The sequence below is a fragment of the Tardiphaga sp. P4_G1 genome (assembly GCF_056401215.1).
The window spans coordinates 406715-420657 of record NZ_JBFUJU010000005.1 but is presented as its reverse complement, the minus strand read 5'-3'; the positions used below and the strand labels follow the sequence as shown (position 1 = coordinate 420657).

Annotated in this window: 14 protein-coding genes; 7 read left to right on the top strand and 7 right to left on the bottom strand. The window is 62.5% G+C overall.

Going from position 1 to position 13943, the window contains the following annotated elements; all coding sequences use genetic code 11:
• Positions 1 to 86 precede the first annotated feature (86 nt).
• The 4 genes from AC1DUY_RS14615 to grxD are packed head-to-tail and all read right to left on the bottom strand — an operon-like array spanning position 87 to position 3570.
• Positions 87 to 1367, bottom strand: a complete 1281-nt coding sequence (locus AC1DUY_RS14615) for a serine hydrolase domain-containing protein (RefSeq protein ID WP_478115124.1) — start codon at positions 1365 to 1367, stop codon at positions 87 to 89.
• Positions 1348 to 2646: a serine hydrolase domain-containing protein gene (locus tag AC1DUY_RS14610; RefSeq protein ID WP_478115122.1), complete on the bottom strand. Its 1299-nt coding sequence runs from the start codon at positions 2644 to 2646 to the stop codon at positions 1348 to 1350. The genes AC1DUY_RS14615 and AC1DUY_RS14610 overlap by 20 nt, the downstream gene beginning before the upstream one ends.
• 46 nt (positions 2647 to 2692) lie before the next feature.
• The gene (locus AC1DUY_RS14605; protein WP_478115120.1) at positions 2693 to 3193 is read right to left on the bottom strand and encodes an O-acetyl-ADP-ribose deacetylase; all 501 of its coding nucleotides are present in this window, start codon (positions 3191 to 3193) and stop codon (positions 2693 to 2695) included.
• 41 nt (positions 3194 to 3234) lie between these two features.
• Positions 3235 to 3570 (bottom strand): Grx4 family monothiol glutaredoxin, encoded by a 336-nt coding sequence (grxD, locus tag AC1DUY_RS14600; protein ID WP_068736311.1) that lies wholly within the window; start codon positions 3568 to 3570, stop codon positions 3235 to 3237.
• A gap of 359 nt (positions 3571 to 3929) precedes the next feature.
• Here grxD and egtB point away from each other — a divergent pair, with 359 nt between their 5' ends.
• Both egtB and egtD read left to right on the top strand, forming a co-directional pair.
• Positions 3930 to 5165, top strand: a complete 1236-nt coding sequence (gene egtB, locus AC1DUY_RS14595; protein ID WP_478115293.1) for an ergothioneine biosynthesis protein EgtB — start codon at positions 3930 to 3932, stop codon at positions 5163 to 5165.
• Between the two features lie 43 nt (positions 5166 to 5208).
• The gene (egtD, locus tag AC1DUY_RS14590) at positions 5209 to 6174 is read left to right on the top strand and encodes an L-histidine N(alpha)-methyltransferase (RefSeq protein WP_089265017.1); all 966 of its coding nucleotides are present in this window, start codon (positions 5209 to 5211) and stop codon (positions 6172 to 6174) included.
• A 113-nt stretch (positions 6175 to 6287) separates the two neighbouring features.
• Here the strand turns inward: egtD and AC1DUY_RS14585 are convergent, their stop codons facing one another.
• Entirely contained in the window at positions 6288 to 6647 is a 360-nt protein-coding gene (locus tag AC1DUY_RS14585; protein ID WP_093756474.1) for an endonuclease domain-containing protein, read from the bottom strand.
• Positions 6648 to 6711: 64 nt separating this feature from the next.
• Positions 6712 to 6948: a BolA family protein gene (locus AC1DUY_RS14580; protein ID WP_068735968.1), complete on the bottom strand. Its 237-nt coding sequence runs from the start codon at positions 6946 to 6948 to the stop codon at positions 6712 to 6714.
• Positions 6949 to 7129: 181 nt separating this feature from the next.
• Here AC1DUY_RS14580 and AC1DUY_RS14575 point away from each other — a divergent pair, with 181 nt between their 5' ends.
• The 3 genes from AC1DUY_RS14575 (at position 7130) to AC1DUY_RS14565 (ending at position 9796) form a co-directional block, all read left to right on the top strand.
• Positions 7130 to 7492: a DUF427 domain-containing protein gene (locus AC1DUY_RS14575; RefSeq protein ID WP_089265668.1), complete on the top strand. Its 363-nt coding sequence runs from the start codon at positions 7130 to 7132 to the stop codon at positions 7490 to 7492.
• A gap of 109 nt (positions 7493 to 7601) precedes the next feature.
• Positions 7602 to 8774 (top strand): acyltransferase family protein, encoded by a 1173-nt coding sequence (locus tag AC1DUY_RS14570; protein ID WP_478115116.1) that lies wholly within the window; start codon positions 7602 to 7604, stop codon positions 8772 to 8774.
• A gap of 62 nt (positions 8775 to 8836) precedes the next feature.
• On the top strand, positions 8837 to 9796 hold the full coding sequence (locus AC1DUY_RS14565) for a 2-hydroxyacid dehydrogenase (RefSeq protein ID WP_478115114.1): 960 nt from the start codon (positions 8837 to 8839) through the stop codon (positions 9794 to 9796).
• A 176-nt stretch (positions 9797 to 9972) separates the two neighbouring features.
• Here the strand turns inward: AC1DUY_RS14565 and purL are convergent, their stop codons facing one another.
• Positions 9973 to 12180 carry a phosphoribosylformylglycinamidine synthase subunit PurL gene (gene purL, locus AC1DUY_RS14560; RefSeq protein WP_478115112.1) on the bottom strand — a complete coding sequence of 736 codons (2208 nt, stop codon included), beginning with the start codon at positions 12178 to 12180 and terminating at the stop codon, positions 9973 to 9975.
• A 222-nt stretch (positions 12181 to 12402) separates the two neighbouring features.
• Between purL and AC1DUY_RS14555 the strand changes: the two genes are divergently transcribed.
• Together AC1DUY_RS14555 and AC1DUY_RS14550 are read left to right on the top strand one after the other, a co-directional pair.
• Positions 12403 to 12882: a PaaI family thioesterase gene (locus AC1DUY_RS14555; protein WP_371419948.1), complete on the top strand. Its 480-nt coding sequence runs from the start codon at positions 12403 to 12405 to the stop codon at positions 12880 to 12882.
• 197 nt (positions 12883 to 13079) lie between these two features.
• Positions 13080 to 13826, top strand: a complete 747-nt coding sequence (locus tag AC1DUY_RS14550; RefSeq protein ID WP_478115110.1) for a helix-turn-helix domain-containing protein — start codon at positions 13080 to 13082, stop codon at positions 13824 to 13826.
• Positions 13827 to 13943: the final 117 nt, after the last annotated feature.

Genomic DNA, 13943 nt, shown 5'->3' with positions numbered 1-13943 from the left:
CCATCCTTCGAGACGCGCGCAAGAGCGCGCTCCTCAGGATGAGGACTGAGTATGTGGAACAGCACCACGATGACCTGCCCTGCCGCTTACTCCAGCGCCTCGGCGATGATCTTCCGCACGTCGATCTCCATCCGCACCCGCTGCGACGGTGCCTGCGCCATGACCAGCACGAACATGTCGTTCTTCGGATCGACCCAGAAGAACGTGCCGCCAACACCGTCCCAGCGATATTCGCCGACCGGGCCGGGCTCGCTGGCCAGCTCCTTGGTGCGCACCGCGAAGCCGAGGCCGAAGCCGCTGCCGGCGCCCGGGAAATAATAGTAATCGCGCTTCACGCCGCTCTGCGGACCGACGTGATCGCGCGTCATCTCGGCCACTGTTTCCGGTTTGAGATAGCGCTTGCCGTCAAGCGTGCCGCCATTGAGCAGCATCTGCAGGAAGCGCGCATAGTCCGAGATCGTACCGACCAGACCGGAGCCCCCCGCCTCCCATTGCATGACCTCGGCGGGATCGTGCATACCGACCACCGGCCCGACCATGCGGTCTCCCGGGAACGGCTCGGCCACACGCGAGCGCCGTTCGCCATCGGTGATGTAGAACGAGGTGTCCCGCATCCCCAATGGACCGAACAGCCGTTCCTCCAGGAAATGATACAGCGACTGGCCGGATACGACTTCGATGACGCGCCCGAGAATATCCGTGGAATGGCCGTAGTCCCACAGCGTGCCCGGCTGCTCGGCGAGCGGAAGCTGCGCGATGCGATCGGCCCAGGAGGCATTGTTCCAGTCGCGGCCGAAGATATCGAGCTGCGCATAACGTTTCCGCGCGGGATCGTCGCCATAGAAACCGTAGGTGATGCCCGATGTGTGCGTGAGCAAATCGGCGATGGTGATCGGCCGCTGCAACGGCACGAGGCCGAATGTGGCGTGTTCGTCGCCGCCTTTGACGTCGACGCCCACCTTCGTCTTCGCGAAGGCCGGGATGTATTTCGCAACGGGATCGTCGAGTCGCAGCTTGCCATCCTCGACCAGCATCATCGCGGCTACCGAGGTGATCGGCTTCGACATCGAATATAGCCGGAAGATCGCATCCCTCGTCATCGGGTGCCCGCTGTCGAGATTGCCGAACGTATCGAAATAGACAGGCTTGCCGTGCTGTTGCACCAGCACCACCGCGCCAGGAATCTTTCGCTCCGCGACCATGTCGAGAAAGTAGCGATCGAGCGCCAGCAGCTTTTCGGCAGAGAATTCGCGCGCAACGGATTGCGGCTTTTCGGCCCGGGCTGGCGACGAAGGCACTATAACAGTGCCGACGCAGCAGAGCGTCAGCAGCAGGAGTACGGCGCGCCTATTTCTCCAGCGCTTCATAGACCAACAGCTTCAGTGACCTTTGAATGCGCTGTCGCTCCGACGGCGTCTGCTCGAGCAGGATGAAGAAGAAATCCTGTTTGGGATCGATGATGAAGTAGCAACCGCTGGCGCCGTCCCATTTCAACTCGCCGAGCGATCCCGGCGGCGGCGGCTTGGCATTGCCGGCATCGGTGCGCACGGCAAAGCCATAGCCGAAGCCGAAACCGTCGCCGGGGAAATACAGATAGTCACGACCGACGCCGGAATCCTTGCCGATATGATCGATGGTCATGTCCTTGAACGTCGCCGCGCTCATGTAGCGTTTGCCGTCATACTCGCCGCCATTCAGCAGCATTTGTGCGAACTTCGTGTAGTCCGCCAGCGTCGAGACCATGCCGCCGCTGCCGGACTCCCATTTCTGGTAGGTGTCGGGGCGACCCTGCCGTCCGGTGCGGAAATCGCGGTCCCAGGCCATCGGCTTGGCGAGCATCACTTCCTTCGACTTCTCCTTCACGAAGAAGCCGGTGTCCTTCATGCCGAGCGGTCCGAGGAACGCCTGCTCCTCGTAACCGAGCAGCGACTTGCCGGTAACCACTTCAATCACGCGGCCCAGAATATCGGTGGAGTGGCCGTAGTCCCACATGGTGCCGGGCTGGTGCTCGAGCGGCAGCTGCGCGATGCGGTCGGCGAATTCCTTGTTGTCGAAATCGCCGCTGTAGATATCTGCATTGCCATAGGCGCGGCGCACCAGGCTCTCGCCATAGAAGCCGTAAGTGATGCCGGACGTGTGCAGCAGCAGGTCGCGGATCGTCACCGGGCGGTTGGGCGCCACGATGTCCAGCGCCTTCTCGCCATTCTCCAGCTTCTTCTCGACGCCGACCTTGGCCTTGGCGAAAGACGGAATGTATTGCGAGACGGGATCGTCGAGTTTCAGCTTGCCCTGATCGATCAGCATCATCGCTGCGAAGGACGTGATCGGCTTCGACATGGAATGCAGCCGGAAGATCGTATCATCCGTCATCGGCTGCTTGGTGTCGGGATCGCGGACGCCGAAGAATTCCTTGTAGACCGGCTTGCCATGCTGCTGGATCAGGACAATGGCGCCCGGAATCTTGCCGTCGGCGATCTGCTTGCGGAAGAACTCGCCAATCTTCGCCAGCTTCTCCTGCGAGAATTTTGCGCCGGCGGGAATGTCGAAGGTGCCTTCGGCGGCAAAGCGATCCTGGGCAATAGCGGGCGATCCGGCGAGCAAGAGCGCTCCGCAGAGCAGCGCGCGTAGTCTGTGCCGCAAATTCATCGCCGCTCCTTTTACCTGATCAAAGGAGTGTAACGGCGGGGCGCTCTCAGACAAGGGGAAGTGCGCGTGCGAGCGCGAGGCGATGCAGGTCCGCAGATGGCTCCGAAAAGCAGCAGAAGGTGACGGCCGTGACCACCGGAGCGTCTTTCAGCGTCTGGATGACCGAGCCCACGGCGATGGGAGCCGCACGCGCGGCCGGAAAGCCGTAGACACCGGTGGAGATGGCCGGAAACGCAACGGAGGTCAGGCCATGTGCCTGACACAACATCAGCGCCCGCCGGTAGCAGGACGCCAGCGCCTCATCCTCGCCGCGCCGGCCACCATGCCAGACGGGACCGACCGCATGAATCACATGCGTGGCCGGTAATTTATAACCTTTGGTGATTTTGGCGTCGCCGGTCTCGCAACCCTTGAGGGTGCGGCATTCCGCGAGCAAGTCGGGGCCGGCAGCCCGATGGATGGCACCGTCCACGCCGCCGCCTCCGAGAAGCGACGCATTGGCCGCGTTGACGATGGCGTCAACGCGGAGGGTCGTAATGTCGGCCACGACGACGTCGAGCGTCGCCGTGCCGATTTGTCGACTTGAAATCAGGCCGAGGCCGGGGCGGCAATCACGCCCTTCTCGGCCAGCAGGCTCTGCAACTCGCCAGCCTGGAACATCTCACGGATGATGTCGCAGCCGCCGACGAATTCGCCCTTCACATAGAGCTGCGGAATGGTCGGCCAGTTCGAATAGGTCTTGATGCCGTCGCGCAGATCGGCGGATTCGAGAACGTTGAGGCCCTTGTAGCCGACGCCCACGTGATCGAGGATCTGGACCACCTGGCCCGAGAAACCGCACTGCGGAAACTGCGGCGTGCCCTTCATGAACAGCACCACGTCGTTGGTCTTCACTTCGTTCTCGATGAATTGCTCAATGCTCATGTCACGTCCCTGTTCAAGGTCCAGATTCAAGGTCCGGAGTTGGCGGCCCAGCCATCGGGCGCTCGCCCGGTCAGACTTGTCATATATGTAGCCGAATCCGTTCCGCACCCCAAGTCTTATGGACGTGATCAAGAGCCTGAAATCACAGGCATTGGGGCTTATTGCCGGCCCGCCACGGTCACTTTTCCGCAGTTTTTGCCAAGTCCGGTCCGGCCAAAGATCATATGACGACAGGCCTTTTATAACCAATCGGATGACCTATTTAGGACAGGCTGCTCGGGAACCCATCACCAAGAGCAACGTTCTCTCCAAAATCGGAGACTTTCGTGACGAATCCAGCTTTCGCCAAGAGTTCAGGCATGAGTTCAGGCACCGCGTCCCCTGCCTCCGAATCCGCCCCCGCAGGCGCTCTGGCCCAAAGACTGGGCGACGCCTTCCTGACGGTCCGCAACGAAACCGAACGCCGCGCTGCCCCGCTCTCCCCGGAAGACCAGTTGGTGCAGTCGATGCCCGACGCCAGCCCGGCGAAGTGGCACCGCGCCCATGTGACCTGGTTCTGGGAGCAATTCCTGCTCGGCGATCACGCCCCCGGCTACAAGGTCTACCACCCCGATTACGCCTATCTGTTCAATTCCTATTATGTCTCCGCCGGCCCGCGCCATGCCCGCGCGCAGCGCGGGCACCTCACCCGGCCCGGCGCCGACGAAGTCACCGCCTATCGCAAGCATGTCGATGCGGCCGTCATCAAATTCTTCAACGAGACCTCAGACGACAAGCTGGCCTCGCTGATCCCGTTGCTCGAAGTCGGCTTCAATCACGAGCAGCAGCATCAGGAACTGATGCTCACCGACATCCTGCATGCCTTCGCGCAGAACCCGATCCCGCCGGCCTATGACTCTGATTGGCGCTTCCCGGCCTCGACCACATCGGGCGATGCGTGGACCACGCTCACCGAAGGCATCCACACCATCGGCCATCAGAGCGAGAGCTTCCATTTCGACAACGAGAAGCCCGCACATCGCGCGCTTGTCGGTCCCGTCAAGCTCGCAAGGAATCTCGTCACCAACCGCGAATGGCTCGCCTTCATGGAGGCCGGCGGTTACGACGAAGCGACGCTGTGGCTGATGGATGGCTTTGCCGCCGCGGCCCGCGAGGAATGGCAGGCACCTGGCCACTGGCGCAAGGTCAATGGCGAATGGCAGATCATGACCCTCGCCGGCCTCAAGCCGATAGATCTCGACGCGCCGGTGTGCCACGTCAGCTATTACGAATGTGACGCCTTTGCGCGCTGGAGCGGCAAGCATCTGCCCACCGAAATGGAATGGGAAGTCGCAGCGCGGGCCGGTCAGCTCAACGACGCCTTCGGCATCGTCTGGCAATGGACGCGCTCCGCTTACGCTGCCTATCCGGGCTACCGCGCCATCGAAGGCGCGCTCGGTGAATACAACGGCAAGTTCATGATCAATCAGCTGGTGCTGCGGGGCTCATCGCTGGCGACCCCGGACGATCACAGCCGCGTCACCTACCGCAATTTCTTCTATCCCCACCATCGCTGGCAATTCACGGGCCTGCGGCTGGCCGATTACGGCAACTGACTTCCTGACATCACGGCGCTTCGAAAGCGTTGAGGAGACTGACATGAACGTTCATGCCCCGTTGGCACTGTCGCTGCTGAATGCCTCGGCCTCCGCATTTGCCGCGGATGTCGCCGAAGCCCTGTCGCAGCACCCGAAAAAGCTGTCGCCGAAATACTTCTATGACGAAGCCGGCTCGGAGCTGTTCGAACAGATCACCAAACTGCCGGAATATTACCCGACCCGCACAGAGCTCGGCATCCTCCGCTCGCGTGGCAAGGACATCAACGCGATCATTCCGAAGAATGCCGCCTTGATCGAATTCGGCGCCGGCGCCACCACCAAGGTGCGGCTGCTGCTGGATGAATGCGACGTCGGCGCCTATGCGCCGGTCGATATCTCAGGCGACTTCCTGCAGGCGCAGGCAGCCGAGCTGCGCAAGGATTTCCCGGGCCTGAAGGTGCTGCCGGTGAATGCCGATTTCACCGCACCGTTCGACCTTCCCGCAGATATCCGGATGATGCCGAAGGTCGGCTTCTTCCCGGGCTCGACGCTCGGTAATTTCGAGCCGCACGAGGCCTGCGCCTTTCTGCGCTCGGCCCGCGCCATTCTCGGCAAGGACGCCCTGATGCTGATCGGCATCGATCTGGAGAAAGACGAGAAGCTGCTGCACGCGGCCTATAACGACGCGGCAGGGGTCACCGGCAAGTTCAACATGAATGTGCTGGTGCGCATCAACCGCGAACTCGGCGGCGATTTCGATCTCTCGGCCTTCACGCACCGCGCGATCTACAACAAGGAACGCCACCGCATCGAGATGCACCTGATCGCCAGGAAACCGCAGACCGTGCATGTGCTGGGTCGCAGCTTCGCGTTCCGTGCCGGCGAGAGCATCCACACCGAGAGCAGCTACAAATACAGCATCGAGCGTTTTGCAACGCTGGCCCGCGGTTCGGGCTGGGAGCCGAAGGCGTCATGGACGGATGCTGACAAGCATTTCTCGGTGCATGCGCTGATGGCGGTGGAATAGCCTTCTTAACCTCTCCCCGTCCTTTACGGGGAGAGGTCGGATCGCCCTTGCGATCCGGGTGAGGGGCCGGGCACACAATTCCAACGAAGGCATGTTCTCGGGTCGGGTCAGCTCTAATCCGCTGTTTGGCCATCTGCACGTAACGCCTGGTCGAGCAGCATCAGCACGCCGTCGATATTGGACAAGACGTCGTTATTCCAGAAACGCACCACGCCATAGCCTTCCGCCCGCAGATACGTGTCACGAATTTCATCTCGTTTGGATTCTAGGTGTTGCCCGCCGTCGACCTCGATCACGAGGCGCTGTTCCCGACAAACGAAGTCGCAGATATAGGGGCCTATCGCTTCCTGCCGGGCAAATTTAAAACCGCCGACTTGCCGGTTGCGTATACGATGCCAGAGCTTGGTCTCGGCATCGGTCTGGTTAGCGCGAAGTTTTCGCGAGATCTGAGTGCTACGAACACGACCTCGCATCGCCCCTCACCCGTCTTCGCTGCGCGAAGCCACCCTCTCCCCGCAAGAGCGGGGCGAGGGAAAACTACGCCTCTGGCACACCCGTCTGCAGCGCCAGCGCGTGCAGGACACCGCCCATCTGGCCTTTCAGCGACTGATAGACAATCTGGTGCTGGGCGACGCGGGATTTGCCGCGGAAGGATTCCGAAATCACGGTTGCCGCGTAATGGTCGCCGTCACCGGCCAGATCACGGATCGTCACCTGCGCGTCGGGAATCGCGGCCTTGATCATGGTCTCGATATCGCGGGCGTCCATCGGCATTAATCGGGTCTCCAGAAAGGTTCGAATCGCGGCCAGTCGGTGCCGCCTCGGATTGCGAGCCTATCGCGGCTGCCGCATGACGTCACGGCTTTCTAACGATAATCCCTCGCATGCCCCTTTTAAAGGCCGGAGGGATCGCACATCTGAAGAAGTGAAATATGACCGTCACAAGGGTTTAACCATGAAGCTTCCCGGCCCGGACCACCCGATCACCATTGCGCCCGCCGGCAAACACATCCGTGTTTCTGCCGGGGACGTCGTGATCGCCGACACGACCAATGCCCTGAGCCTCAAGGAGGCCAGCTACCCCGCAGTACTGTATATCCCCCGCGCGGACGCCAATATGGACGCGGTAGCGCGCACCGACCGTGTGACGCATTGCCCGTACAAGGGCGACGCGAATTATTACAGCATCAAGACCGGCGAGAAGGTTCTCGACAACGCGATCTGGACCTATGAGACGCCGTTTCCGGCGATGGCCGAGATCAAGGATTATCTCGCATTTTATCCAGACAAGGTGAAAATCGAGGAAGTACCTGCGTGATCCTCGGCTGATTGCCGAAGCGGCTTTCGACATTTATCATGACGGCGCGCATCACTGATGCGCCCGGCGACGCCTGTTGCGCGCGGAAGCGAGGGGGCTCGCCGTTCACATGTCGGACCGTAACGCTGCGCTCGATCGCGCCCGCACCTTTGTCACGCTGCTCGTGCTGGCGAACCACGCGGCGGTCGCTTACACCGCCTTCGGGCGCTATTACCCGAACCACTATCTGTGGTCGACCGCGCCGATCGTCGACAGCCAGCGCTGGATCGGCTTCAACATCCTGACGCTGTTCAACGACACCTTCTTCATGTGTCTGATGTTCATGCTGTCGGGCCTGTTCGTGTGGCCGAGCCTGAAGCGCAAGGGCATCGCCGACTTCCTGCGCGACCGCGCGCTGCGCCTCGGCCTGCCCTTCCTGGCGATGATCTTCGTGCTGATGCCGATCGCCTATTACGCGTCGTTCAGCCTGTCGACGCACAAGACCGGCTTTTTCGAATTCTACGTCAACAATTTCAAACAAGGCCAATGGTTCGCCGGCCCCGGCTGGTTCATCTGGTATCTGTTGTTTCTTGATCTCGTCGCGATCCCGGTCTTCCTGCTCGCGCCGCGACTGGTGGACGGCATCAACCGGCTATCGATCCGTGCCTTCGAACGACCATGGTTGTTCGCCGCCGTGCTCGCCGTCATCGCCGTGATCTCCTATGTGCCGTTCCTGTTTACGGTCGGCGCTGTCCGCTGGTTCAGCTGGGGGCCGCTCCAGGTGCAGTTCAGCCGCATGGCGATCTATGGCGTGTTCTTCTTCGCCGGCATGGGCATTGGCGCCGCCAATATCGATCAGGGCCTGCTGGCCCGCACCGGCGCACTGGCGCGGCAATGGCTGTGGTGGACCATCGCCGCCGCTGCCTCCTTTGGCTCGCTCGCTTTTCTCGTCAATTTCCGCCGCATGAAGCTCGCCAATCTCACCGGCGCGCCGCCGTTCTGGTGGCAGTCGAGCTATGGCGTGATCTATGCGGTCGCCTGCACGCTGATCTGCCTCGCGGTGCTGGCGCTGTTCCTGCGCTTCGGCCAACGCGAGAAGAGCATCTTCGATCCCTTGCGCGGCGATGCCTATGGCATCTTCGTGCTGCACTACATCCCGATGCTGTGGCTGCAATATGCGCTGCTGAACGCGCCGCTCGGCGCCGGATCGAAAGCACTGATCGCCTTCGCGGGTACGCTGGCGGCGAGCTGGGCGGCGACGCGGGCACTCCGCGCTATCCCGGGCGTAAAACGGATATTGTAATCCATTTCACGCCGCACCCTTTTCCGATATTCGACACTGACAGCGATCTGCAGGAGACCAGCATGCGCGCGCGCAACGGCGACAAGGCGATCAATCTTCTTTTCAACGTCACGCCGGCGCTGTTCGAGGACTATCGCGAACCTATTCTGGATGCGCTTCGGCGCCGGAGCATCGACGCGCGAGCCAGTCTCCTGGGTGACATTGCGCATCAGGACGTGGACTACATCATCCACGCGACCGGTGGTCCCATCACCGATTTCGCCCCTTTCAGCAATGCGCACGCCGTATTGAGCCTTTGGGCCGGTGTCGAAAAGATCGTCGGCAACGCGACGCTGACGCAGCCGCTGTGCCGCATGGTCGATGACGGCCTCCGGCGGGGCATGGTCGAATGGGTCGTCGGTCATACCCTGCGTGCGCATCTCGGGATGGACCGCTATGTCTGTGAAAGACCTCTGACGTGGTCGCAGCATGTTCCGCCACTCGCCACAGACCGCTCGGTCACGATCCTCGGTCTCGGCGAATTGGGATCGGCTGCGGCGAGCGCACTTGTGCAACTCGACTTTCGCGTCACCGGCTGGAGTCGGAGCCTGCGCGAGGTGCCGGGTGTCCGCTGCCTCGCAGGGATGGAGAACCTGCCGCAAGCGCTGGCTTCGGCGGAAATCCTCGTGGGGCTTCTGCCCCAGACGCCGGAGACCATCGACCTCCTGAATGCCGAACGGCTCGCGCTTCTGCCCAAGGGAAGTTTCATCCTGAATGCCGGACGCGGCACACTGATCGACGATGACGCCCTCATCGCAGCGCTCGACAGCGGACAGGTGGCCCAGGCCACGCTGGATGTCTTCCGCACCGAGCCCGTACCATCAGGCCATCCGTTCTGGTCGCATCCGGGGGTGACGATCTCGCCCCACATCGCAGCGGCAACGCGTGTTGCGTCGGCCGCCGAAAACATCGCCGACAATATCGCGCGCGCGGAAAGCGGCACACCACTGATGAATTTGGTCGATCGGACGCTGAGCTATTGAGACGGTTGCACGAACGCTCATGGCCTCCCTTCCCCAAGCGAAGCGCAGTGGGGAGGGTCGGCCGATAGGCCGAGGTGGGGGTGCCCCACGCTCAGCATTCCGTGGGGTTACCCCCACCCGTCCGGCCTTCGGCCGGCCACCCTCCTCGCAAGGGGGAGGGAAAAGATCAGCGCCTGTTACGACGCCTTGCCGCTCATATAGTTCGGCAGCCAGCTTTCATGCGCATGCACAAGCGCCTTGATATCGACCGCGCGCTCGCCGGCAATCGCCACCGCATGTCCGCCAGTCTTGCCGATCTGCACGCAGGGCACGCCAACATTCTTCAGTTTCGACAGCACGGTCAGCAACTGATCTTCCGCGACAGTCACGATATAGCGCGCCTGATCCTCGCCGAACCACCAGGCATGCGGCACCGTCGATGACGGCGCGGCATCGAGCTTGGCGCCGATGCCGGAGGCCATCGCCATTTCGGTGAGCGCCACCAGCAAGCCACCATCGGCAATGTCATGCACGGCGGTCGCGGTGCCGGCATGGATCATGCCGCGGACCACGTCGCCATTGCGCTTCTCGGTGGCGAGGTCGACCGGCGGCGGAGCGCCCTCTTCCTTGCCGCAGATGTCGCGCAGATAGACCGACTGGCCGAGCCAGCCTTTGGTTTCCCCGATCAGCAGGATCGCTTCGCCCGGCGCCTTGAACGCGAGCGTGGCCGACTTGGTGAAATCGTCGAGCACGCCGACGCCGCCGATAGATGGGGTCGGCAGGATGCCGCGGCCGTTGGTCTCGTTGTAGAGCGAGACATTGCCGGAGACGATCGGGAAATCCAGCGTGATGCAGGCTTCCGCGATGCCCTTCAGGCAGCCGACGAGCTGGCCCATGATCTCGGGCCGCTCCGGATTGCCGAAGTTGAGATTGTCGGTGACCGCCAGCGGCTTGCCGCCGACGGCGGTGATGTTGCGCCAGGCTTCGGCGACCGCCTGCTTGCCGCCCTCGATCGGATCGGCCTCGCAATAGCGCGGCGTGACATCGACCGACATCGCCAGACCCTTGGGGCCGTCCTCGATGCGCACCACCGCGGCGTCGCCACCGGGGCGCTGCACGGTGTTGCCGAGAATGACGTGGTCATACTGCTCCCACACCCAGCGCTTCGAGCATAGTTCGGGCGTGCCGATCAGCTTCTCCAGTGCATCCGGGATCGACGACGGCGCGGCAATATCGCGCGCATGGATCACCGGCAGCGCCGGCGACGGCACATGCGGACGATCGTAGAGTGGCGCTTCGTCGCCGAGTTCCTTGATCGGCAGATCGGCCATCACCTTGCCGCCATGCTTCACGACGAAGCGCAGCGTCGGCGTGGTGTAGCCCACGATCGCGAAGTCGAGGCCCCACTTTCGGAAGATATCCTCGGCCTGCTTTTCCTTCTCGGGCTTCAGCACCATGAGCATGCGCTCCTGGCTTTCCGAGAGCATCATCTCGTAAGCGGTCATGCCCTCTTCGCGCGTCGGCACTGCATCGAGATTGAGCTCAACGCCGAGGTCGCCCTTGGCGCCCATCTCGACCGCCGAACAGGTCAGACCCGCCGCGCCCATGTCCTGGATCGCGATGACGCAATCGGCGGCCATGATTTCGAGGCAGGCTTCCAGCAGCAGTTTTTCGGCGAAGGGATCGCCGACCTGCACGGTCGGGCGCTTCTCCTCGGAATCCTCGTCGAATTCGGCAGAGGCCATCGACGCGCCGTGAATGCCGTCGCGGCCCGTTTTGGAGCCGAGATAGACGATCGGCATGTTCACGCCCGACGCCGCAGCGAGGAAGATCTTGTCGGCGTCCGCAAGACCGACAGCCATCGCGTTGACGAGGTTGTTGCCGTCATAGCGGGTGTGGAAACGTGTCTGGCCGCCCACGGTGGGCACGCCGAAGGAATTGCCGTAGCCACCGACGCCGGCGACGACACCCGACACCAGATGGCGCGTTTTCGGATGTTCCGGCGCGCCGAACGACAGCGCGTTCAAACAGGCGATCGGGCGCGCGCCCATGGTGAAGACATCGCGCAGAATGCCGCCGACACCCGTGGTCGCGCCCTGATAGGGCTCGATATAGCTCGGGTGGTTGTGGCTCTCCATCTTGAACACGATGGCCTGATTGTCACCGATATCGATGACGCCGGCATTCTCGCCCGGCCCCTGCAGCACCCACGGCGCCTTGGTCGGCAGCCCCTTCAGATGGATGCGCGAGGATTTATACGAGCAATGCTCGTTCCACATCGCCGAGAAGATGCCGAGTTCGGTGAAAGTCGGCTCCCGCCCGATCAGCTTGAGAATGCGCTCATACTCGTCGGGCTTGAGGCCGTGGCTGGCGACGAGTTCGGGAGTGATCTTTGGCTCGGTCATGGGGTCTCTTGGCTCTGTAAGGCTTCTTCATAGGGAGATCGGAGCATGCGGAAAAGGCCTATTCCGGCCCGTTCCCCGCATGTCCCAAGCTTTGCCCGGGCAATGCCCGAACTGCTCGAAAAACAGCCTGCATAAGGCCCTGCGCCGGCGCCGGATTGCGCCCGCCGGATGGATCGGATTTAACACTTTTCGCAGCCAATCCAAGGAGTTCAGACCGTGAATGTGCCCGCCGATGCCACCATCCCGTTCCACGCCGACGCTTATACCGCGACGGAGGGGGAATTTGCGGGCTGGACCACCTGGAAGCGGGATTCCTTCGAATCGGTCTCCGGCCCGTTCTGGCACAAGGTCGAGGCCGACGGCTCCGTCCGCTGCGCCTTCCGGGTCGAGAAAAAGCACCTCAACGGCATGAAAAACGTTCATGGCGGCTGCTTCATGACCTTCGCCGATTATTGCCTGTTTGCGCTGGCCTCCCGCGAGCTGCAGGGCCCCGGCATCACCGTCTCGTTCGGCTGCGAATTCCTTGATGCCGCCCGCGAAGGCGAGCTGGTCGAATGCCACGGCGAAATGACCCGGATCGGCGGCTCATTGATCTTCCTGCGCGGAATCCTCAAAGCCGGCGAGCGTTCGCTGTTGACCTTCTCGGGCACCATCAAGCGCGTGAAGAAGCGCCCGAAGCCGGCGGCCATCGCGGCGGAGTAAGCCGGGCGTCGATTGGCGGGCATTGGCGCACCCTGCTAGGTTCGTCGACGACACATGTGGGCCCGAACATGCTGAGTTCATTCGAACGATTGCGTCACACGGCAAAAGCGGATCTCCTGATCGCGGCGGACGACGAGCATGCGGCTGTCGCCGGCCGCGGCGATTACGCCATGCCGTGGCACTGGCATGATTGCCTGATGTTCATCCTGCCGAGCCGCGGGACGATCGAGCTGAAGCACGAAGCCGGACGCGAAGGCAGCTGGCTGTCGCAGGACCGGTTCGCGATCGTTCCGCCGAACCAGGCACATGAGACGCGCGCGGGGATCGGCGCACACAGCCACGTCGCCATCTACGCAACTGGCTCGGTCCTGGAGCGCCTCGAAAGAGAGAACGGCTCGCTGAGCGAATTCCGCAGACGAACCACCACGACCCGGCTGTTTCGCCGGTCAGACAGACTGCGCGCCCTGCAGGCGCTGCTGGTCGGGGATGGCAGGCACGCCTATGGCAATGCCCATGTCCGGCACGGACTGTCCTCTGCCCTGCTCGTTCAGTGCATCGCCGAGGCTCTGACCGGTGATGCCGTATCCAGTGCCTCGCATCGCGAACACGGCATGACATTGGTCGCGGAGCTGAGGGACTATCTCACCCTTCATGCCGACCGGGATGTTCCGCTCGACGCCCTGGAAGAACGGTTCGGCGTTTCGCGGCGTCACATCACCCGACTGTTCCGCGCGGGGACCGGCGCGTCGATCGGCGAATTCCAGCAACGGATCCGCCTCGATAATGCACGCGAGCTGTTGAAGGCAACCGATCTCCCGATCGGCGAGATCGCGCTCCGTGTCGGCTTCGACAGCGGTGCGGCGCTCGCCCATGCGATGCGCCGGGCAGACGGCCAATCGCCAAGCGAAATCCGCAAGCGCATGGCCCGGCAGATCAAAATCTAGGGCCCGCTGGAACGCGCGTCGCAGCACCCCCCCCCCCGTAGCTTCGCACCGGTGAATTCCGTGCAGCGCTGGCTGACGTGCAGTGCGAACGCGCGAACCGGTTGGAAAGTGCATCAC

Bases quoted from the DNA above. Each gene is read 5' to 3' on its own strand.
- egtB (WP_478115293.1), top strand. From the start codon at position 3,930: ATGAGTTCAGGCACCGCGTCCCCTGCCTCCGAATCCGCCCCCGCAGGC.
- AC1DUY_RS14585 (WP_093756474.1), bottom strand. From the start codon at position 6,647: ATGCGAGGTCGTGTTCGTAGCACTCAGATCTCGCGAAAACTTCGCGCT.
- purL (WP_478115112.1), bottom strand. From the start codon at position 12,180: ATGACCGAGCCAAAGATCACTCCCGAACTCGTCGCCAGCCACGGCCTC.
- AC1DUY_RS14570 (WP_478115116.1), top strand. From the start codon at position 7,602: ATGTCGGACCGTAACGCTGCGCTCGATCGCGCCCGCACCTTTGTCACG.
- AC1DUY_RS14610 (WP_478115122.1), bottom strand. From the start codon at position 2,646: ATGAATTTGCGGCACAGACTACGCGCGCTGCTCTGCGGAGCGCTCTTG.
- egtD (WP_089265017.1), top strand. From the start codon at position 5,209: ATGAACGTTCATGCCCCGTTGGCACTGTCGCTGCTGAATGCCTCGGCC.
- AC1DUY_RS14575 (WP_089265668.1), top strand. From the start codon at position 7,130: ATGAAGCTTCCCGGCCCGGACCACCCGATCACCATTGCGCCCGCCGGC.
- AC1DUY_RS14615 (WP_478115124.1), bottom strand. From the start codon at position 1,367: ATGAAGCGCTGGAGAAATAGGCGCGCCGTACTCCTGCTGCTGACGCTC.
- AC1DUY_RS14550 (WP_478115110.1), top strand. From the start codon at position 13,080: ATGTTCATCCTGCCGAGCCGCGGGACGATCGAGCTGAAGCACGAAGCC.
- grxD (WP_068736311.1), bottom strand. From the start codon at position 3,570: ATGAGCATTGAGCAATTCATCGAGAACGAAGTGAAGACCAACGACGTG.
- AC1DUY_RS14580 (WP_068735968.1), bottom strand. From the start codon at position 6,948: ATGCCGATGGACGCCCGCGATATCGAGACCATGATCAAGGCCGCGATT.
- AC1DUY_RS14565 (WP_478115114.1), top strand. From the start codon at position 8,837: ATGCGCGCGCGCAACGGCGACAAGGCGATCAATCTTCTTTTCAACGTC.